Source organism: Bradyrhizobium sp. A5, assembly GCF_042076515.1.
GTDB classification, from domain to species: domain Bacteria; phylum Pseudomonadota; class Alphaproteobacteria; order Rhizobiales; family Xanthobacteraceae; genus Bradyrhizobium; species Bradyrhizobium cosmicum.
In genome coordinates this window covers 4653057-4673422 of the sequence record NZ_CP148990.1, presented here as the reverse complement: position 1 = coordinate 4673422, position 20366 = coordinate 4653057, and the positions used below count along the sequence as shown (strand labels likewise).

The 20366-nt window shown below is 64.6% G+C and carries 20 protein-coding genes; 19 read left to right on the top strand and 1 reads right to left on the bottom strand.

What is annotated here, in order from left to right:
* The first annotated feature begins 257 nt into the window (after positions 1-257).
* The 11 genes from ytfQ (at position 258) to mmsB (ending at position 12583) form a co-directional block, all read left to right on the top strand.
* Positions 258-1223 carry a galactofuranose ABC transporter, galactofuranose-binding protein YtfQ gene (ytfQ, locus tag WHZ77_RS22405; RefSeq protein WP_375309927.1) on the top strand — a complete coding sequence of 322 codons (966 nt, stop codon included), beginning with the start codon at positions 258-260 and terminating at the stop codon, positions 1221-1223.
* A gap of 117 nt (positions 1224-1340) precedes the next feature.
* Positions 1341-2885, top strand: a complete 1545-nt coding sequence (locus WHZ77_RS22400) for a sugar ABC transporter ATP-binding protein (RefSeq protein ID WP_375309926.1) — start codon at positions 1341-1343, stop codon at positions 2883-2885.
* Entirely contained in the window at positions 2882-3874 is a 993-nt protein-coding gene (locus WHZ77_RS22395; RefSeq protein ID WP_375309925.1) for an ABC transporter permease, read from the top strand. Before WHZ77_RS22400 ends, WHZ77_RS22395 begins: the two co-directional genes overlap by 4 nt.
* Entirely contained in the window at positions 3871-4851 is a 981-nt protein-coding gene (gene yjfF, locus WHZ77_RS22390) for a galactofuranose ABC transporter, permease protein YjfF (protein WP_375309924.1), read from the top strand. Before WHZ77_RS22395 ends, yjfF begins: the two co-directional genes overlap by 4 nt.
* Complete coding sequence (locus WHZ77_RS22385) at positions 4848-5624, top strand: FadR/GntR family transcriptional regulator (RefSeq protein WP_375309923.1); 777 nt, start codon at positions 4848-4850, stop codon at positions 5622-5624. Before yjfF ends, WHZ77_RS22385 begins: the two co-directional genes overlap by 4 nt.
* Positions 5621-6547 carry a Gfo/Idh/MocA family protein gene (locus WHZ77_RS22380; RefSeq protein WP_375309922.1) on the top strand — a complete coding sequence of 309 codons (927 nt, stop codon included), beginning with the start codon at positions 5621-5623 and terminating at the stop codon, positions 6545-6547. Before WHZ77_RS22385 ends, WHZ77_RS22380 begins: the two co-directional genes overlap by 4 nt.
* A 2-nt stretch (positions 6548-6549) precedes the next feature.
* A complete protein-coding gene (locus WHZ77_RS22375; protein ID WP_375309921.1) occupies positions 6550-7626 on the top strand; it encodes an aldose epimerase family protein in 1077 nt (358 codons plus the stop codon).
* Complete coding sequence (locus tag WHZ77_RS22370; protein WP_375314793.1) at positions 7626-8504, top strand: SMP-30/gluconolactonase/LRE family protein; 879 nt, start codon at positions 7626-7628, stop codon at positions 8502-8504. The genes WHZ77_RS22375 and WHZ77_RS22370 overlap by 1 nt, the downstream gene beginning before the upstream one ends.
* 73 nt (positions 8505-8577) lie before the next feature.
* Positions 8578-9651, top strand: coding sequence for a multiple monosaccharide ABC transporter substrate-binding protein (chvE, locus tag WHZ77_RS22365; protein WP_375309920.1), 1074 nt, complete (start codon positions 8578-8580; stop codon positions 9649-9651).
* A 167-nt stretch (positions 9652-9818) separates the two neighbouring features.
* On the top strand, positions 9819-11396 hold the full coding sequence (gene mmsA, locus WHZ77_RS22360; protein ID WP_375314792.1) for a multiple monosaccharide ABC transporter ATP-binding protein: 1578 nt from the start codon (positions 9819-9821) through the stop codon (positions 11394-11396).
* Positions 11393-12583, top strand: coding sequence for a multiple monosaccharide ABC transporter permease (gene mmsB, locus WHZ77_RS22355; protein ID WP_375309919.1), 1191 nt, complete (start codon positions 11393-11395; stop codon positions 12581-12583). The genes mmsA and mmsB overlap by 4 nt, the downstream gene beginning before the upstream one ends.
* Positions 12584-12601: 18 nt before the next feature.
* Here mmsB and WHZ77_RS22350 read toward each other — a convergent pair whose 3' ends face one another.
* Complete coding sequence (locus tag WHZ77_RS22350; RefSeq protein ID WP_091892367.1) at positions 12602-12757, bottom strand: hypothetical protein; 156 nt, start codon at positions 12755-12757, stop codon at positions 12602-12604.
* Between the two features lie 164 nt (positions 12758-12921).
* Between WHZ77_RS22350 and WHZ77_RS22345 the strand changes: the two genes are divergently transcribed.
* The 8 genes from WHZ77_RS22345 to WHZ77_RS22310 all read left to right on the top strand — a co-directional run bounded on the left by WHZ77_RS22345 (position 12922) and on the right by WHZ77_RS22310 (position 20203).
* Entirely contained in the window at positions 12922-13497 is a 576-nt protein-coding gene (locus tag WHZ77_RS22345) for a cytochrome c oxidase subunit 3 family protein (protein WP_375309918.1), read from the top strand.
* A 2-nt stretch (positions 13498-13499) separates the two neighbouring features.
* Positions 13500-13760 carry a cytochrome C oxidase subunit IV family protein gene (locus WHZ77_RS22340; RefSeq protein ID WP_375309917.1) on the top strand — a complete coding sequence of 87 codons (261 nt, stop codon included), beginning with the start codon at positions 13500-13502 and terminating at the stop codon, positions 13758-13760.
* A gap of 97 nt (positions 13761-13857) precedes the next feature.
* Positions 13858-14310 carry a c-type cytochrome gene (locus WHZ77_RS22335; protein ID WP_375309916.1) on the top strand — a complete coding sequence of 151 codons (453 nt, stop codon included), beginning with the start codon at positions 13858-13860 and terminating at the stop codon, positions 14308-14310.
* Positions 14311-14361: 51 nt separating this feature from the next.
* Positions 14362-15708, top strand: coding sequence for a cbb3-type cytochrome c oxidase subunit I (locus WHZ77_RS22330; RefSeq protein WP_375309915.1), 1347 nt, complete (start codon positions 14362-14364; stop codon positions 15706-15708).
* A gap of 60 nt (positions 15709-15768) precedes the next feature.
* The gene (locus WHZ77_RS22325) at positions 15769-16581 is read left to right on the top strand and encodes a CbbQ/NirQ/NorQ/GpvN family protein (RefSeq protein ID WP_375309914.1); all 813 of its coding nucleotides are present in this window, start codon (positions 15769-15771) and stop codon (positions 16579-16581) included.
* Between the two features lie 10 nt (positions 16582-16591).
* The gene (locus WHZ77_RS22320) at positions 16592-18511 is read left to right on the top strand and encodes a nitric oxide reductase activation protein NorD (RefSeq protein ID WP_375309913.1); all 1920 of its coding nucleotides are present in this window, start codon (positions 16592-16594) and stop codon (positions 18509-18511) included.
* 68 nt (positions 18512-18579) lie between these two features.
* A complete protein-coding gene (locus tag WHZ77_RS22315) occupies positions 18580-19245 on the top strand; it encodes an HAD family hydrolase (protein WP_375309912.1) in 666 nt (221 codons plus the stop codon).
* 7 nt (positions 19246-19252) lie between these two features.
* A complete protein-coding gene (locus WHZ77_RS22310; RefSeq protein WP_375309911.1) occupies positions 19253-20203 on the top strand; it encodes a sugar-binding transcriptional regulator in 951 nt (316 codons plus the stop codon).
* Positions 20204-20366: the final 163 nt, after the last annotated feature.

The window sequence follows — 20366 nt, the reverse complement described above, 5'->3', positions numbered from 1 at the left end:
CGGGCATAATGGTATGGCGCTCGCCGAGTGTCACAATATTCCTTCATCTCCTAGTTGCATCCTTGGAACAAAATCGCGCTGGGTGTGTCATTTGACTACCCATCCAACCAACGTACGTTTCTGAACGAATAGTCAGATAATATGACTAGTCGGAAGCTATTTTCCGTGGAATAGTGCTTCCGCCGTCTGACAAGGGCGGCTTGAGGGTGCCAGGCTACCAATAGGCGCCCCAGATAACATTTTGGGAGACTCGCCTGATGACCCTCAAAGCCCTCTTTGCGGCCAGCGCCACTGCCGCGTTGCTGCTTGCGCTGCCGGCGAACGCCGCCGAACTCACCATCGGCTTCTCGCAGATTGGATCGGAATCCGGATGGCGCGCGGCCGAGACTTCCGTCTCCAAGCAGGAAGCCGCCAAGCGCAAGGTCAATCTCAAGATCGCTGATGCCCAGCAGAAGCAGGAGAATCAGATCAAGGCGATCCGCTCCTTCATTGCGCAAAACGTGGATGCGATCTTCCTCGCGCCGGTCGTCTCGACCGGTTGGGATTCTGTGCTGAAGGAAGCCAAGGAGGCCAAGATTCCGGTCGTGCTGCTCGACCGCGACATCGATCCCTCCGGCAAGGAGCTCTATCTCACCGCCGTCACCTCCGACAGCGTGCACGAGGGCGAGGTCGCAGGCAACTGGCTGGCCAAGACCGTCGGCGCCAAGGCCTGCAACATCGTCGAACTGCAGGGTACGGTCGGCGCCAGCGTCGCCGCCAATCGCAAGAAGGGCTTTGATACCGCTATCGCCAAGCATGCGAACCTGAAAGTGGTGCGCAGCCAGACCGGCGACTTCACCCGCGCCAAGGGCAAGGAGGTGATGGAGAGCTTCATCAAGGCCGAAGGCGGCGGCAAGTCGATCTGCGCCGTCTACGCGCACAACGACGACATGATGGTCGGTGCGATCCAGGCGATGAAGGAAGCCGGCCTCAAGCCCGGCAAGGAGATTCTCACCGTCTCGATCGACGCGGTGCCCGATATCTTCAAGGCCATGGCCGCCGGTGAAGCCAATGCCACGGTCGAGCTGACGCCGAACATGGCGGGTCCCGCGCTCGATGCCATCGCGGCTTTCAAGGACAAGGGCACGGTGCCGCCGAAGTGGATCCAGACCGAGTCCAAGCTCTATACTGCGGCCGACGATCCGCAGAAGATCTACGACAGCAAGAAGGGTCTCGGCTACTGAGGCGGGTGCCGCGCCGGATCGCGCTCTGTGGTCCGGCACCCCTCTTCGAAACCGCTGTAAGAGCGGCTAGGCTGGGTGTCCGCATCACACGCGGGCGCCGGTGGGAGTGAATTTGCCATGGAGAACAGCCTCGATCCTGCTGCTTCCCTGCTGGAGGTCCGCGGGATCAGCAAGAGCTTTGGCGCGGTGCGTGCGTTGCAGGAGGTCGACTTCACGTTGCGCGCCGGCGAGATCCATGCGCTGCTCGGCGAGAACGGGGCCGGCAAGTCCACGCTGATCAAGGTCATCACCGGCGTCTTCCCGCGGGATGCCGGCATTGTGCGCCTCGGCGGCGACGAAGTCGCGCCGCGCTCGGCCAAGGCCGCGCTTCAGGCCGGCATCGCCACCGTCTACCAGGAAGTCAATCTGCTGCCGAATCTGTCGGTGGCGCAAAATCTGTTTCTCGACCGGCAGCCGATGCGCTTTGGCATCGTGCGGGAAGGAGAGATGCGCCGCCGCGCGATGACGCTGCTCGCGGACTTCGGCCTCGACATCGACGTAGCGGTGCCGCTCGGCAACTATTCGGTGGCCATCCAGCACGTCACTGCGATCGCGCGTGCCGTCGATCTCTCCGCGCGCGTGCTGATCCTGGACGAGCCGACTGCGAGCCTCGACCGTCACGAGGTCGAGATCCTCTTCGGCATTATGCGCCAGGTTGCGGGGCGCGGAATCGGCATCGTCTTCGTGAGCCACTTCCTCGACCAGGTCTACGAGATCTCCGACCGCATCACGGTCCTGCGCAACGGCCGTCTGGTTGGCGAGCGCGAGACCGCCTCGCTGCCGCGGCTCGAATTGATCCGCATGATGCTCGGCCGTGAGTTGGCCGAGACCACCAGTGCGCGGGTAGCGATGCGCGAGCATCGGGCGCGCGACGTCTGTGCGAGCTTTGAGAATTACGGCAAGGCCGGCTATGTCGCGCCGTTCAATCTCGAACTGCGCCGTGGCGAGGTCGTCGGCCTTGCCGGCTTGCTCGGCTCGGGCCGCACGGAGACGGCGCGGCTGGTGTTCGGTGCCGAGCGCGCCGATGGCGGGCAGGCAAGGGTAAAGGGCGCGCCTGTGCGGCTTCAATCGCCGCGCGACGGTGTGCGCCACGGGTTTGGCTATTGCCCGGAAGAGCGCAAGACCGAAGGTATCGTCGCCGAGCTCAGTGTCCGCGAGAACATCGTGCTGGCGCTCCAGGCCAAACGAGGCCTGCATCGCCCGCTGTCGCGCCGCGAGCAGGACGAGATCGCGCGGCGTTACGTCAGGATGCTCGATATCCGCCCGCCCGATCCCGAGCGCCCTGTGGGCCTGCTCTCCGGCGGCAACCAGCAAAAGGTGCTGCTGGCGCGATGGCTCGCGACATCGCCGCGGCTGCTGGTGCTGGACGAGCCAACCCGTGGCATCGACGTCGGCGCGCATGCCGAGATCATCCGCCTGATCCGCGAGCTCTGCGATGACGGGCTGGCGCTGCTCGTGATTTCGTCCGAGCTTGACGAGATCGTGAGCTATTCGGATCGGGTCGTGGTGCTGTGTGACCGCGCTCATGTCGAGGAACTTGCGGGCGAGGCGATTGACGTTACGAACATTCTCGCGGCCATTGCGGCCGACGGCGGCGCAGCAGCGCATGAGGGGCGGGCATGACAGCGCTGTTGCCGCGCCGCGGCTTTGCCCAGATCCTCGCGTTGATCGTCATCCTGGCGGTCGACCGCGTCGTGTCGCCGCAATTCTTTGACCTACGCCTCCAGGAAGGCCGCCTGTTCGGCAGCCTGATCGACGTGCTCAATCGCGGCACGCCGGTGGCGCTGCTTTCGCTCGGCATGGTGCTGGTGATCGCAACGCGCGGCATCGACCTCTCGGTCGGTGCCATCATGGCCATTTCGGGCGCGATCGCGGCGAGCCTTGCTGACAGTCACGGACTTCCGATCGTGCTGGCGGCAGCGCTCGGTGTGGGCTTGATCTGTGGATTGTGGAACGGCTTTCTCGTCGCCGTGCTCGGCATGCAGCCGATTGTGGCGACGTTGATCCTGATGGTGGCGGGACGAGGCATCGCGCAGCTCATCACCGAAGGGCGGATCGTGACGTTTTCCTCGCCGGATCTGGTCTGGCTCGGTAACGGCGCTATCCTCGGCTTGCCGGTGCCGGTCGCAATCGCACTCGGCATGCTGATCCTCACCGGCGCGGTGGTGCGCGGCTCTGCGCTCGGGCTTCTCATCGAGGCGACCGGCGGTAATGCGCGGGCGAGCGAGCTTGCCGGCGTCGGCACGCGGGCCATGATCCTGGCTGTCTATGTCTGGTGCGGCGTCTGTGCCGCGCTTGCCGGCGTGATCGCGGCGGCGGACATCATGGGCGCCGATGCCAACAATGCCGGCCTATGGCTCGAACTCGACGCGATTCTCGCGGTAGTGATCGGCGGCACTTCGCTGTTCGGCGGCCGTTTCAGTCTCGTGCTCGCGGTGTTGGGGGCGCTCATCATCCAGACCATGAACACCGGAATCCTGCTGTCAGGCTATCCGCCGGAATTCAACCTGCTGGTCAAGGCGGGGGTGGTGCTCGCGGTGCTGCTATTGCAATCGCCGAAATTTTCGGGGCTTGCCGGCATGGCCATGCGGCTGCGGAGGACGAAAGCATGAAAGGCCTGCCGCCTGTCCTGATCACGGCGATCGTGCTTGTTGCGGGCTTTGCGCTCTGTGCCGTGCAATTCCCCAACATCGCCTCCACCCGCGTGGTCGGCAATCTCCTCACCGACAACGCCTTCCTCGGCATCGTGGCGACAGGGATGACCTTTGTGATTATCTCCGGCGGGATCGACCTCTCGGTTGGCTCGGTGATCGGCTTCACCACCGTCTTCGTGGCGCTGGCGATCGAGCGCTGGGGCGTGCCGCCGCTCGTCGCCTTCGTCGCCATCCTCGCGCTGTCGGCCGTTTTCGGGGCGGCGATGGGCGCCATCATCCATGTCTTCGATCTGCCGCCTTTCATCGTAACACTCGCCGGGATGTTCCTGGCGCGTGGCGCAAGCTTCCTGCTCTCGACGGAATCGGTGCCGATCACCGCACCGGTCTATTCCACCGTGTCGGACTTCGCACTGCGCGTGCCCGGCGGGGGTCGACTGACGGCGATTGCCATCATCATGCTCGTCGTCGTGATCGGTGGCGCCTTGCTGCTGCGGCTCACGAGGTTCGGCGCCAATGTCTATGCGCTCGGCGGCAGCCGGACCACCGCAAGCCTGATGGGCGTTGCCGTTGGTACGATGACGGTAAAGATCTACATGCTGTCGAGCCTGCTCGCGGGGATCGCAGGCATCGTCTTCTCTTTCTATACCAGCGCCGGCTATTCGCTCTCTGCTGTCGGCGCCGAGCTCGACACCATCGCCGCCGTCGTGATCGGCGGCACGCTGCTCACGGGCGGGCAGGGATCGGTGATCGGCACATTTCTCGGCGTGCTGATCCAGGGCCTGATCCAGACTTACATCAATTTCGACGGGACGCTGTCGAGCTGGTGGACCAAGATCGCGACCGGCGTGCTGCTGTTCGCCTTCATCGCCCTGCAGCAGGGATTGGTCGCGCTTGCGCGTCGGCCTGTCGTCAGGCGTGCGGGAGCAGCCTCATGACCTCGCGCATCGTCGTCATCCCGACGCGGCGGGCCCATTCCAACCACGCGGAAGTCGCCCGCTCGATCGGCGTCGATATCATCGCCGGCCGCTACGCGGAGGGGATGCGGCTGCCGGGCGATGCCGAGATGATCGCGATGTTCGGCGTGTCGCGACCGGTGCTGCGTGAGAGCGTGAAGACGCTGGTCGCCAAGGGCCTGCTCACCACCAAGGCGCGGGTCGGCACCGTCGTGCGCGAGCGCGCGGCCTGGAACATGTTCGACGCCGACGTGCTGGCGTGGCATCTGGATGCGGGCATCGACAAGCGTTTCCTCAACGACCTCGCCGAGATCCGTCTCGCGGTTGAGCCGCGCGCAGCTGTGCTCGCGGCGGCACAGCGATCCGAGGAGGATGTCGCCGAGCTTCGTCGCAGCATGGAGCGCATGCGGCTTGAAGCGTCCGATTCCGTCGGCTTCGCAGATGCCGATCTCGCGCTGCATATCGCGGTGGCGCGAGCCTCGGGCAATCTGTTCATGCGCTCGATCGGGCACGTCATCGAGGCTGCGCTACGTGCCTCGTTCCTGCTCAGCGCTCCGGTCGAACCGGAAGACCGCGACACCGTGCTGCTCTGGCACCAGAAGATCGTCGATGCCATCGCAGCCGGCGATGCCGAAGCCGCGTCGGAGGCCATGGTCCATGTCATTCACAACGGCATCCGGCGCCATGAAGGCACTGTGATCGAGGTTGAGCCGGCTGCGGCGCTGCCATCGGCGGACACGGGAGAGCCGGCGTGAGCGAACTTCGCATTGCCATTGTCGGCTTCGGCAAGATCGCGCGCGACCAGCATGTCGGCGCCATCGCCGCGACGCCGGGGGCGACGCTGGCCGCCATTGCCAGCCACCATGGTTCGCTGCCGGGAGTGCCGTATTTCACCAGCATCGAGGAATTGCTGGAGAAGGGGCCGCCGATCGATGCGGTCTCGCTTTGCACACCGCCCCAAGCGCGGCGCGCCGCAGCGGTGGCCGCGCTTGCTGCCGGCAAGCACGTCATGCTGGAGAAGCCGCCCGGCACAGGCGTTGCCGAGCTCGATCCACTGATCGCGTTGGCGGCGGAGGCGAAGCGGACGCTGTTTGCGGCCTGGCATTCGCGCTACGCGCCGGCGGTCGAGCCGGCGCGCCAATGGCTGACGACGCGCCACATCAAATCCGTGCACATCAACTGGAAGGAGGATGTCCGCGTCTGGCACCCCGGGCAGGCCTGGATCTGGGAGCCGGGCGGTCTCGGCGTGTTCGATCCCGGCATCAACGCGCTCTCGATCTTGACCCGTATTCTGCCTGAGCCGGTCTTTGTCACCGCGGCCGAACTGGCCTTTCCCGCGAATTGCCAGGCCCCGATTGCCGCGAAGCTGTCGCTGGCTGACATCGATGGTCTGCCGGTCACCGCTGAATTCGACTTCCGCCAGACCGGTCCGCAGAGCTGGGACATCGCGGTGGAAACCGACCGGGGGCAAATGACGTTGTCCGGCGGCGGGCGGCGCATGTCGATCGATGGCAACGCAGCCGCCGAGGCACCCGATGAGGAATATCGCGAGTTGTACCGGCGTTTCGTCAAGCTCTCCGACACAGGCGTGAGCAACGTCGACCTGACGCCGCTCCGTCTCGTTGCGGATGCCTTCCTGCTCGGCAAGCGCATAATCGTCGAACCCTTTGTGGACTGACCATGGCTGGCGCAAGAATAGAAAATGACGTCTTCGGAACGCTGCCGGATGGCCGCAATGTCGAGCGCATCACGCTGCGCGGGGAGGGCGGCTTCGAAGCCCGCATCATCACCCATGGCGCGGTGATTCAAGCGCTGATCGCACCGGACGCCAAAGGAAACTGCGACGACGTCGTGCTCGGCCATGATGCATTTGCCGGCTATCTCGCCGAACGAAAGTTTCTGGGCGCTACCGTCGGCCGCTACGCTAACCGTATTGCCAAGGGACAGTTCTCGCTCGACGGTGGGACGTTTCAGCTTCCCGTCAACAACGGCCCGAATGCGCTGCATGGCGGGCTGGACGGTTTTGACCGTAAGCTCTGGGAGATTGCCGGGATCGACGACGGCACCGAGCCGGCGGTGACGCTCACCTATGTCAGCCCGCATGGCGAAGAGAATTATCCAGGCCGGCTTGATGTGCGCCTGACCTACCGCGTCACCGGCCCGACCGAGCTGTCGCTCATCATGGAGGCGCGAACGGACCGCCCGACCATCGTCAACCTGACCAACCACAGTTTCTTCAATCTGGAAGGCGCGACTTCAGGCACGTCCATTCTCGACCACAAGCTTACAGTTGCCGCCGATCATTTCCTCGCCATTGACCCCACCGCGATCCCGCTGCCGGTGCCGCCGCGTGCGGTCGCCGGCACGCCGTTCGATTTCCGCGGTGCGCGCCCCGTTGGTGACCGCATCCGCGAGAGCGATCAGCAATTGCGTCACGGCAAGGGTTACGACCACACCTATTGTCTCGGGCGCGACGGCAAGTTCGCATTCGCGGCGCGGCTGGAGGCGCCGCGCTCGGGGCGCATCATGGAGCTCTTCACCGATCAGCCCGGCCTTCAGGTCTATTCCGGCAATTATCTCGACGGCACGATCTCGGGGAAGGGCGGCAAGCTGATCCGGCAGTCGGACGCGATGTGCCTGGAGCCGCACATCTGGCCAAACGCGCCAAACCGGACGGATTTTCCAAGCCCGCGCCTCGATCCGGGCGGGATCTATCGCCATCACACCGTCTATCGCTTTGGGGTAAGGGCGCCATGATGGAGCAGGTGCCGACCTCCGTCCTCTCGGCCGAGCCGTGCCATCTCGGCGAAGGCCCGACCTATGACGTTGCGACCGATACCGCATGGTGGTTCGACATTCGCGAGGGACGTCTGTTCGAGGCACATCTTGGCAGCGGCAGCATTCGCGTCCACCCACTCGGCCGGATGGCGAGCGCGCTCGGGCGGATCGATGCCGAACGGCAGCTGATCGTCGCGGAGGACGGTCTCTACATCCGCAACATAGACGATGGCGCGATGGCGCTGTTCTGTCCGCTCGAAGGCGACAACCCCGTGACCCGATCCAACGATGCCCGCGTGCACCAGTCCGGCACGTTCTGGATCGGGACCATGGGGAGGCAGGCTGAGCGCGGGGCCGGTGCGATCTATGCGCTCCATCGCGGCAAGATCTCGACGTTGTTTCCCGGGATCAGCATTCCAAATTCGATCTGCTTCTCGCCGGATGGCGCCACCGGCTACTTCACCGACACCGCCCGCGCCGTGCTCTACGCGGTGCCGCTCGATCCCGCGACCGGCCTGCCGCGCGGCGAGCCGGAGGTGCTGCTGCGCCACTCCGGCATCGGCGGGCTCGACGGCTCGGTGTGCGACGCCGATGGCCAGATCTGGAACGCCTGCTGGGGCGCGAGCCGTATCGACGTCTATTCGCCGCAAGGCGAGCGCCTGCGCTCACTCAGCGTGCCGGCGAAGCAGGCGAGTTGCCCGGCCTTCGTCGGTCCCGATCTGTCGCGCCTGCTCGTCACCTCGGCCTGGCAGGACATGGACGCCGCAGCGCGCGCCGATGATCCGCAAGCCGGCTGCACTTTTCTATTTGAGGCATCCGCGCGAGGCCGCGCGGAGCCCGATGTGATGCTCGCATAGGACACCAGAGGCCGCCCACGACCAACGTTCGCGACGAAACCAAGAAACAGTCTGACACCCAAGGGAGTGAAACATGATGAAACTGAAGACGACATTCCTGGCACTGGCGCTGGCCGGCGCTGCGACGATGGCCGCAGGCGTCACTGCGTCCGCCCAGGACAAGGCGACCGTCGGCATCGCCATGCCGACGAAATCCTCGGCGCGCTGGATCGACGACGGCAACAACATGGTCAAGGTGCTGAAGGAGCGCGGCTACAACACCGATCTGCAATATGCCGAGGACGACATCCCGAACCAGCTCTCGCAGGTCGAGAACATGGTGACTAAGGGCGCCAAAGCGCTGGTGATCGCTGCGATCGATGGCACCACGCTGTCCGACGTGCTCAAGCAGGCCAAGGCCAAGGGCATTATCATCATCGCCTATGACCGCCTGATCCGCGGCACGCCGAACGTCGATTACTACGCGACCTTCGACAATTTCCAGGTCGGCGTGCTCCAGGCGCAGTCGATCGAACAGGGGCTCGGTCTGAAGGACGGCAAGGGCCCGTTCAACATCGAGCTGTTCGGCGGCTCGCCCGACGACAACAACGCCTACTTCTTCTACAACGGCGCGATGAGCGTGCTGAAGCCGTACATCGACAGCGGCAAGCTCGTCGTCGCCTCCGGCCAGATGGGCATGGACAAGGTCGCGACCTTGCGCTGGGATGGCGCCACTGCCCAGTCCCGCATGGACAATTTGCTCAGTGCCTACTACGGCAACAAGAAGGTCAACGCCGTGCTGTCACCCTATGACGGTCTCTCGATCGGCATCATCTCATCGTTGAAGGGCGTCGGTTACGGCAGTGCCGGCCAGCCGATGCCGATCATTTCGGGCCAGGACGCCGAGGTGCCTTCGATCAAGGCCATGCTGCGCGGCGATCAGTATTCGACCGTCTTCAAAGACACCCGCGACCTCGCCAAGGTGACCGCCGACATGGTCGACGCCGCGCTTGCCGGCAAGCAGGTCACGGTGAACGACACCAAGACCTACGAGAACGGCGTCAAGACTATCCCGTCCTACCTGCTCAAGCCGGTCGTGGTTTACAAGGACAATTGGGAGAAGCTGCTGGTCGAAAGCGGCTATTACAAGAAGTCGCAGTTTCAGTAGACGCTCTTTCCTCTCCTTCGCCCCGCTCTTGCGGGGAGAGGGTCGGGGTGAGGGGCTCTTTCCACACGGGCAGCTGCCTCGCGGAGACTCCCCCTCACCCGATCGCTTCGCGATCGACCTCTCCCCGCAAGCGGGGCGAGGTGGAGTAACGGATGGGACATGATCCAATGACCGCCATGCTGGAGATGCGCAACGTCAGCAAGAGCTTTGCCGGCGTGCAGGCGTTGCGCGATGTCAACTTTTCGGTTGAGGCCGGACAGATCCATGCCCTCGTCGGGGAGAACGGCGCGGGCAAGTCCACGCTGATGAAGGTGCTCAGCGGCGTCTACCCCCATGGCAGCTACGAGGGCACCATCGTCTTTGATGGCGAGGAACGCCGCTTCCGAGACATCAACGATTCCGAGGCGCTCGGCATCATCATCATCCATCAGGAACTGGCGCTGATCCCGCTGATGTCGATCGCGGAAAACATCTTCCTGTCGCATCCGCCGTCGAAATTCGGCGTGATCGATCGCGACGAGGTCTACCGGCGTACGCGGGAACTCCTCGCGCAGGTCGGTCTGAAGGAATCGCCGGATACCCTGATCACCGATCTCGGCGTCGGTAAGCAGCAGCTGGTCGAGATCGCGAAAGCCCTCTCCAAGCGGGTGCGGATGCTGATCCTGGACGAGCCGACCGCGAGCCTCAACGAGGCCGACAGCGCCGCGCTGCTGGAACGCCTGATGGCATTCCGCGAACAGGGTATCGGCTCGATCCTGATCTCGCACAAGCTCAACGAAGTCGCCAAGGTCGCTGACCACATCACGGTGCTGCGCGACGGCCGCACCGTCGACAGCATCGACTGCCATGCCGAGCCGATCCAGGAAGACCGCATCATCCGCAGCATGGTCAACCGCGATCTCGCCCATCGCTTTCCCGAGCGCAGCGCGACCATCGGCGAGCCCGTGCTCGAGGTCGCGAACTGGTCGGTCTATCACCCCATTCATCCCGAACGGCAGGTGATCAAGGCCGTCAATTTCAGTGTCAGGCGCGGCGAGGTCGTGGGCATCGCCGGGCTGATGGGCGCCGGCCGCACCGAATTCGCCATGAGCCTGTTCGGCCGTTCCTGGGGCACCAATATCAGCGGCCGTATCTGGCTCGAAGGCCATGAGATCGCGCTGCCGAACGTGGCCGCCGCGATCGACGCCGGCCTTGCCTATGTCACCGAGGACCGCAAGCAGCTTGGTCTGATCCTCGCCGACGACGTCCGCAAGAACATCACGCTCGCGAGCCTCGACCAGGTCGCGCCTAACAGGGTGATCGACGACATCGTCGAGCTGAAGGTTGCGAGCGACTATCGAAGCCGGATGCGGATCCGCTGCTCCGACGTCTATCAGGAGACCGGCCAGCTCTCCGGCGGCAACCAGCAGAAGGTCGTGCTGTCGAAATGGCTGATGACAGATCCCAAGGTCCTGATCCTGGACGAGCCGACACGGGGCATCGACGTCGGTGCCAAATACGAGATTTACGGTATCATCAACGAGCTCGCTGAGGCCGGCCGCGGTGTGGTGGTGATCTCCTCGGAGATGCCCGAGCTGCTCGGCATCTGCGACCGCATCTGCGTCATGAACGACGGTGCTTTCGTCGGGGAATTCAAGGGTGCGGAGGCGACGCAGGAAAAGATCATGCGCGCCATCATGCGCAATGAACGAAGCAACGGAAACAGCGCGCCTGAGGCCGCAGAGATGGGAGGATCGCAGCCATGACCGACAAGACGGTTACGCTGCCCGAGGAGCGCCGGCACGGCAGCTTCATCAAGAACAACTTACGCAATTACGGCATGCTGCTGTCGCTGCTCGCGATCATGCTGTTCTTCCAGGTCATGACCGGCGGCACGCTGCTGCAGCCGCTCAACCTCACCAACCTCGTGCTGCAGAACAGCTACATCGTCATCATGGCGCTGGGCATGCTTCTGGTGATCGTCACCGGACACATCGATCTTTCGGTCGGCTCTGTCGCGGGCTTCGTCGGTGCCGTGGCCGCTCTTCTCATGGTGACCTACAAGGTCGACTATACGCTGGCCTTCATCGCGTGCCTCGTGGTCGGCGCCGCCATCGGCGCGGCGCAGGGCTATTGGGTCGCCTATTTCAAGATCCCGTCCTTCATCGTCACCTTGGCCGGCATGCTGGTGTTCAAGGGCCTGGCGCTGGCGGTGTTGCAGGGCCAGTCGCTCGGGCCGTTCCCGCCGACCTTCCAGAAACTGTCGTCTGGCTTCATTCCGGAACTACTGCCCGAAGCCGGCACGCTGCATCCGACCTCGATGCTCATTGGGGCTCTGCTGGCGCTGGGGCTGGTCTATGCGAGCGCCAGGAGCCGCACGCGCGAGCTCTCGCACGGCATCGAGGTCGAGCCTTATGCGTTTTTCCTCGGCAAGAGCATCGTGCTGGCCTGCGCGGTGCTCTATTTCACCTATTTGATCGCGACCTATCGGGGCCTGCCGAACGTACTGGTGATCATGGGCGCGCTGATCGCGCTCTACGGCTTCGTCACCCGCCGCACCGTGATCGGCCGTCAGATCTATGCTGTCGGCGGCAACGCCAAGGCGGCTAGCCTGTCGGGCATCAAGACCGAGCGGCTGACGTTTCTCACCTTCGTCAACATGGGCGTGCTGGCTGCGCTGGCCGGCCTCGTCTTTGCCGCGCGCCTCAACACCGCGACGCCAAAGGCAGGTTTGGGCTTCGAGCTCGACGTTATCGCCGCCTGCTTCATCGGTGGCGCCTCGGCCTATGGCGGCGTCGGGCGCGTCGGCGGCGCCGTGGTCGGCGCGATGATCATGGGTGTGATGAACAACGGCATGTCGATCCTCGGTATCGGCATCGACTACCAGCAGGTCATCAAGGGTCTGGTGCTGCTCGGTGCGGTGTGCATCGACGTGTACAATCAGCGGCGGTGAGGCGGGCTGCGGCAGCTATCACTGCGTCGTGAACAACACCGCCGCGATCGCGACGGAGAGGCTCACGGCCGATACGGTCGCCACGGTCGACAGCACCCCCATTCGTCGCAGCGCGATGGCGAAGGCGATGATGATGGGGGTGGCGGTCATCAGCCCGATTTGTGCATCGCTCATGTCGCCGTGCTCCGTGGAACCCTGAGCCGGGTTCGTACCCGGATCCGGCCGGCTGGACGTTGCGTCGGCGCAAACTCCGCGACGTCCATCCAATTTGTTCGACGACAAACTCGGACCCGAATGGCCGGGCTAAGTCTGCCCGGTGTCTTGGGTCCAGAGAGCAGATGTCGGCGGCCGATTGCGAACAAGAAGGAACCGGCTGGGGAATTCTGGAAGATCTCCCCGGCGATCCCATGATCTGGGTGCTGATCTTCAGCGAGCTCGTCGCGTTCGGCCTGTTCCTCGGCGCATTCACGGTCGCCCGCGCAATCCATCCGGCAGTGTTTGCGGCAGGGCAGGCGACACTCGATTCGAATCTCGCAGGCCTCAATACCGTCGTGCTGGTGACCAGTGGCTGGGCTGCGGCCCGGGCTGCGAATTCCGCGCGGGCCAGTGAGAAGCGGACGTCGCGCCGCTGGCTCCTGATTGCCATGGCGCTCGGCGGCTTCTTCATCGCGATCAAGCTCGCCGAGTATGGCGGGGAGATCGGTCACGGCGCTGGTCTGGAAACCAGCCCGTTCTTCACACTCTACTTCCTCCTGACCGGCTTCCATCTCCTGCATGTCGGTCTCGGCATCATCATCCTCGCCGTCGTCTGCCGGCGGGCCGAGATATCCGGCGTCGAGACCGGGACCGCGTTCTGGCACATGGTCGATCTGGTCTGGATCGTCATGTTTCCGATTCTGTACCTGGTGCGGTGACGATGCCGGATCGCCTGAACGTCACCTGGATCGTGCTGATCGGCCTCGCGCTCGCGACCATATTGCTGCCTCCGCTGATGCCGCGACCGCTGCTCGGCAACGCTCTGTTGCTGGCCCTGGCCGCCATCAAGGGCCGCAGGATTGCGCTCGATTTCATGGATCTTCGGACCGCTCCCGCGCTGTGGCGCGGTCTCGTCGGCGCGTGGATTCTCATCGTGGTGCTGTTTGCCTGGCTGGCATCCGCCGTGGTCGCCCTGATCTGACGCGCTCATTGCGCCCTGACAAAGAACGGGCGGCGCCGATCGGCAATAAATCGCAGCATCGCGTTTCCCGATAGGAATCAAACGGAAAGGATTGGCAATGGCTGAACGCCTGACCAAGTCGGCCGCTCGAAACGTCTTCTACGGCGGCTCGGCCTTTTTCTTCGTCATCTTCTTAGGGCTGACGGCGCACAGCCATTACTACATGGTTACGACATCGACGGACGCCTCAACGCTGACGTCGTCGGTCGCCCGCGGCAAGCATGTCTGGGAGAAGAACTCCTGCATCAACTGCCACACGCTGCTGGGTGAGGGCGCCTATTTCGCGCCCGAAGTCGGCAACGTCTGGGATCGCTGGGGCGGCAACGAGGATCCGGCCGGCGCGCGCGAGACGCTGAAAGCCTGGATGCAGTCGCAGCCTTCGGGGGCGGAAGGGCGGCGGCAGATGCCGCAGTTCAACCTCACCGACCAGGAGCTCAACGATCTCGCCGACTTCCTGCAATGGACCAGCAAGATCAAGCGCCAGGAATGGCCGCCGAACAAGGCCGGCTGAGCACCTGTCTCTTTCAAGACCTTGCCTCTTTCAAGACAGAGAGAATCCGAGATGAAATACCAAACCCAGAAAGTCGCGATGCTGTACTTCTACGGCGCGCTGACCCTGTTCCTGGCCCAGGTCCTGTTCGGCCTGCTCGCCGGGACCATCTACGTCCTGCCCAATACGCTGTCGGTGCTGCTTCCGTTCAACATCGTCCGGATGATCCACACCAACGCGCTGATCGTGTGGTCGCTGATCGGCTTCATGGGGGCCACCTACTTCCTGCTGCCCGAGGAGACCGAAACCGAGCTGTATAGCCCGCTGCTGGCGAAGATCCAGTTCTGGATGTTCTTCGGCGCCGCCGGCGTTGCCGTGGTCGGCTATCTCTTCCACTACCACGAGGGCCGCGAGTTCCTCGAACAGCCCTTCATCATCAAGGTCGGCATCGTCGTCGTCTGCCTGATGTTCCTGTTCAACGTCACCATGACGGCGCTCAAGGGTCGCAAGACCACGGTCACCAACATCCTGCTGTTCGGCCTGTGGGGTGTCGCGATCTTCTTCCTGTTCGCCTTCTACAATCCGGCGAACCTCGCTGTCGACAAGATGTACTGGTGGTATGTCGTCCATCTCTGGGTCGAGGGCGTCTGGGAGCTGATCATGGCCTCCGTGCTCGCCTATCTCATGATCAAGCTCAACGGCATTGACCGCGAGGTCGTCGAGAAGTGGCTCTACGTGATCATCGGCCTTGCGCTGTTCTCGGGCATCCTCGGCACCGGCCATCATTTCTACTGGATCGGCGCGCCCGGCTACTGGCAGTGGATCGGCTCGCTGTTCTCCACACTCGAGGTCGCGCCGTTCTTCACCATGGTGATCTTCACGGTGCAGATGACCTGGAAGGCCGGCCGCAAGCATCCGAACCGCGCTGCGCTGTTGTGGTCGGTCGGCTGCTCGGTGATGGCGTTCCTGGGCGCGGGCGTCTGGGGCTTCCTGCACACGCTGTCCTCGGTGAACTACTACACCCACGGCACCCAGGTCACTGCAGCGCACGGCCATCTCGCCTTCTTCGGCGCCTATGTGATGCTGAACCTGTCGGTGATGGCCTACGCGATCCCGCAGCTCAAGGGACGCGCGCCCTATAATCAGTGGCTCTCGATGGCGAGCTTCTGGATCATGTGCACGGCCATGATGACCATGACGTTCGCGCTGACATTCGCCGGCGTAGTCCAGGTCCATCTCCAGCGCGTGCTTGGCCAGAGCTACATGGACGTGCAGGACCAGCTCGCGATGTTCTACTGGGTCCGGCTCGGCTCCGGCGTGTTCGTCGCGATCTCCGCGCTGATGTTCGTCTGGGCGGTGCTAGTGCCGGGCCGAGAGAAGCGGGCGATCGTTCCCGGTGTGCTGCAACCGGCCGAATAACGCGAAGGCGGCCGCGCAACGTCGCGGCCGCCTTTCCAAATTGATTTCCGGAGGACGACCATGAAAGCAGCACTTCACGCCCTGGCGGCGCCCGCGCCCACGCTGCCGGCCTATGTCGCAAGCGGCAACGAATGCGTGCTGTTCGAGCACGCCTGGCGGCATCAATTGCCGGTCCTGCTCAAGGGGCCGACCGGTTGCGGCAAGACGCGCTTCGTCGCACACATGGCGGCGCGGCTGGGATTGCCACTGCACACCGTCGCCTGTCACGACGATCTCACTGCCGCCGATCTCACCGGCCGCTATCTGCTGAAGGGCGGCGACACCGTATGGACCGACGGCCCGCTGACGCGTGCGGTGAGGGAAGGCGGCATCTGCTATCTCGATGAAGTCGTGGAGGCACGCAAGGACGTCACGGTGGTGCTGCATCCGCTCACCGACGACCGCCGCATCCTGCCGCTGGAGCGCACCGGCGAGGAACTCGCGGCGCCGGAGCGATTCATGCTCGTGGTCTCCTACAATCCCGGCTACCAGACGCTGCTCAAGGCGCTGAAGCCGTCGACCCGGCAACGCTTCGTCGCCATCGAGTTCGGCTTCCTGCCGCCGGAGCAGGAGATCGCCGTGGTCGCGGACGAAAGCGGACTTGCGCCCGACTATGTGCGGCCGCTGGTCCTGCTGGCCGGTCGTCTGCGGGCGCTGAAGGGGCACGATCTGGAGGAGGGCGTTTCGACCCGTCTCGTCGTCTATTGCGCAACCCTGATCGCCGCCGGCGCCTCGATTGGCGATGCCGTGCTCGCGGGCATGATCGAGCCGCTGACGGATGACGCCGACGTCAAGGCGGCGCTGCTTGACGTCGCGCGTGCCGTGATCTCCTGAGGGGGGTGTGATGCTCGATTTCCTCGAGCTTGAAGAAACCGTCGGTCGCGCCTGGCATCGCTTGGTCGGGGGCACCGCCAGTTACCCGGTCCATGCCGAGCACGCGGTGTTGCTTGCGGACGTGCGTAACCGGATCGCGATCATGTTCCGCGCGTTCGGTGGTGAGAGCGGCGTTCAGATCGCGAGTGCCGGTGCCCGCCGGACCGGCCACCGGCTCGGATGGCGGCAGCGGATCGGGCTCGGCGACGAGCGCGTCGATCAGCCGGGGCGCGATGCCGCGACGATCTTCCTGCCTGATAGCATCGCGATCTTTCCCGATCGCGAGCTGAACGCCGCGCTGTACCGGTGGCTCGCCGCGTGGTTCGCATTTGCGCCCGCTGAGGCGATCGAGGAGTCCGATCCGCTGCGGCGCGATCTGTCGATGCTGCGGCGAGCCAGCGAGATCGCAGTGCTCGTGCTGACCCAATGCCCAGGTCTCGCCGATGACTACGCACGGCTGTCGGCGGCGACCGCCATGGCCCGGCCGCACCGCCCGTTGCCGCGCATCGAGCAGGATGTGGAGCAGATCGTGCTCGCTCTGCTCGGTGCCGATACGCCGCCCATGGGCCAGCTGTGGCCGGCCATGATGGGGACGGGGCCGCTGCCGGACAAGGCGCCGCCGGGCTATCGTTCTATCCTGCCGTGCCCGCTCTGGGGCGACCGCTGGACCCGCGAGCTCTCGCCGGTACATGCGGGGGACGATGAGTGTGCCTCGGTCGCAGCGCCTGCGGCCTCGGACGATCGCAAACGTTTCGCGGTCCGCGAGCGCGAGGACGGTGCCAATCGCCGAGATCCGTTCGTGCTCAACCGCTTCGAGAAGATCCTGGCGATGGCTGAGATGGTCAATGTCGACCGTCCCGCTGACGACAGCGACGACGAGGACGCGCGGAAGGCGGCCGACGATCTCGACGAGATCACGCTCAGCCGCCGCAGCGGCAAGCCGGCGAGCCGGCTCAAATTCGATCTCGATCTGTCGCCTGAAGCGCTTGATGCCTCGCGATTGAACGCGGACCTGACCTATCCCGAATGGGATTACCGCACCGGCTCCTATCTGCCCGATTATTGCCGCGTCCTCGCGGCGCGAGCCTCCGAGCTGGGCGAGAGCTGGACGCCGGACGAGGCCATGCGCCGGCACATCCGCCAGGTGCGCCGTCGCTTCGAGATCCTGCGGCCGCGTCACGAATTGATGCGCGCCCAGGCCGACGGGCATGACCTCGACCTCGATGCCCTGGTGCGCGCGCGCTGCGATCTTCGCGCCGGGGGCAATGGCGCGGGTCTCGATCGCGTCCACATGGCGATGCGACCGCAGGGGCACGATCTCGCTGTGACGCTGCTCGTCGACGTCTCGCTCTCGACCGACGCCTGGGTCGATGGCTATCGCGTGCTCGATGTCGAGAAGGAGGCGCTGCTCGTGCTCGCACACGGGCTCTCGGCCTGCGGCGATCACCATAGCATCCTGACCTTCACCTCGCGTCGGCGCTCCTGGGTACGGCTCGAGACCGTCAAGGCGTTCGGCGAGCCGATGAGCGGAGCGGTCGAGCGGCGGATCGGCGCGCTCAGGCCAGGCTATTACACGCGGATCGGCGCGGCGGTGCGCCACGCGACGGCCGAGCTTGCGCGCCAGCCGCAGCGCAAGAAATTGCTGCTGGTTCTCACCGACGGCAAGCCGAACGATGTCGATCACTACGAGGGGCGCTTTGCCGTCGAGGACACCCGCAAATCCGTGCATGAGGCGCGGCGGTTCGGCATCGCGGTCTTCGGCGTTACCGTCGATGCCGCGGCGCAGTCCTACTTTCCGACGCTGTTCGGCCGCAGCGGTTATGCCATCGTCGGCAACATCCGCCGCTTGCCGGCTGCACTGCCCGCGATCTACCGGCAGGTGGCCCATTGAAAAGCCCGCGCCGTCGTGTTCTCGCGTGAGCTATTGCTCATAAGGTGGGTATATGATCGAATGGCCGGATGGACCAAAGCCGGGCCAGACCCGATCTGATCATCTTCGACTGCGACGGCGTGCTCGTCGACAGCGAGTTGTTGAGCTGCCGTTGCCTGTCCGAGGTGCTGGCCGAATTCGGCATCATGCTCAGCGAGGAACAGGCGCTCGAACTCTTTCTCGGACGCAGCACGAAGGCGATCGAGCAGCACTATCGTGAACTCGGGCAAGTCGTGCCGGACGGCTTTCTGCCGGGCTTAAAGTCACATGTGCTCAAGACCTTCGCGCGGGCGCTCCAGCCGATTCCAGGCATTGCCGACGTGGTGTCCGAATTGCGCGCGCCGTTTTGCGTGGCGTCGTCCAGCGACATCGACCGCGTCTCGCTCTCGCTCGATGTCACCGGTCTCCGGGCGCATTTCGGCGACCGGCTCTACACTGCGCAGATGGTCGAGCACGGCAAGCCGGCGCCGGATCTTTTTCTCTATGCGGCTGACAAGATGGGCATGCAACCTCCGCGCACGCTGGTGATAGAGGACAGCGTCAGCGGCGTGCTGGCCGCCAAGGCTGCCGGCATGATCGTCTGGGGATTTGTCGGCGGCAGCCATTATCGCGGGCGTGACGGCCGGGCTACATTGTCCGCCGCCGGGGCCGATCGGGTCTTTTCGCGCATGACCGATTTCTGGAAGGACACTTGACGCCGCCATGGCTGCCGAGAACGAAAAATCCAGGCTCGACGACGCCGCGCGCGCCGGCTGGCTCTATTTCATTGCCGGCCACACCCAGGACGAGATCGCAAAGATGCTCCAGGTGTCGCGGGCGTCGGCGCAGCGGCTGGTCTCGCTGTGCCTCGCCGAGCGGTTGATCACCTTCCGGCTCGAACATCCCATCGCCGCCTGCATGGAGTTGGCCGCGCGCCTGAAGGAGCGTTATGATCTCGCCCATTGCGAGGTGGTTCCTGCAGATCCAGCTGCGCCGCAGGCCACGGCCGGCATCGCCGAGCGCTGTGCCAATCTGCTCGATGCGACGTTGCGCTCCGAGACGCCCGTCATCGTCGCGCTCGGCACGGGGCGGGCGGTGCGTGCTGCCGTCGAGCGCGTCACGCCGATCGATCGGCCCAATCATCAGATCGTCTCGCTGGTCGGTAACATCTCCGCCGACGGCTCGGCGAGCTTCTACGACACTGTCGGCCGGCTCGCGGACCGCACCGGCGCGCGGCACTATCCGATGCCGCTGCCGTTCCTGATGTCCTCGGAGGACGAACGCAACAAGATGGTGCGGATCGAGCCGATCGCGAAGGTGAAGGCGGTTGCGGCCAAGGCGGACTTGCGCCTCGTCGGCATCGGCCAGATGGACCAGAAGGCGCAGGTGCATGTCGACGGCTTCGTCACCCGCGACGAACTGTTCGAGATGATGCGGCAGGGTGCCATCGGCGAAATTACCGGCTGGGCCTATGATTCCAAGGGCCGCCTGCTCAAAGCCGGCACCAACAAGCGCCTGACCAGCATTCCGCCGGAAGTGCCGGCGAAGACGACGACAATCGGCGCCGCGGTCGGCGCGGCCAAGGTACCTGCGATCACGGCGGCGCTGAACGGGCGGCTGATCAACGGCCTGATCACGGACGAAGCGACGGCAAGGGCGATATTGGAGCGGTAGGCGCGAGCTTCGCGCGGCAGCGGGGCTCGGCTCCCTCCCCCGCTTGCCACCCGCTTGCCGGAGAGGAGTGGGGGAGAGGTCGAACACGTTGCGGGCGCTCGGCCCGAACAGCTGCCACGACACTCGCATTACACGACACTCCCTTCCGCATCGCAGCACTCAT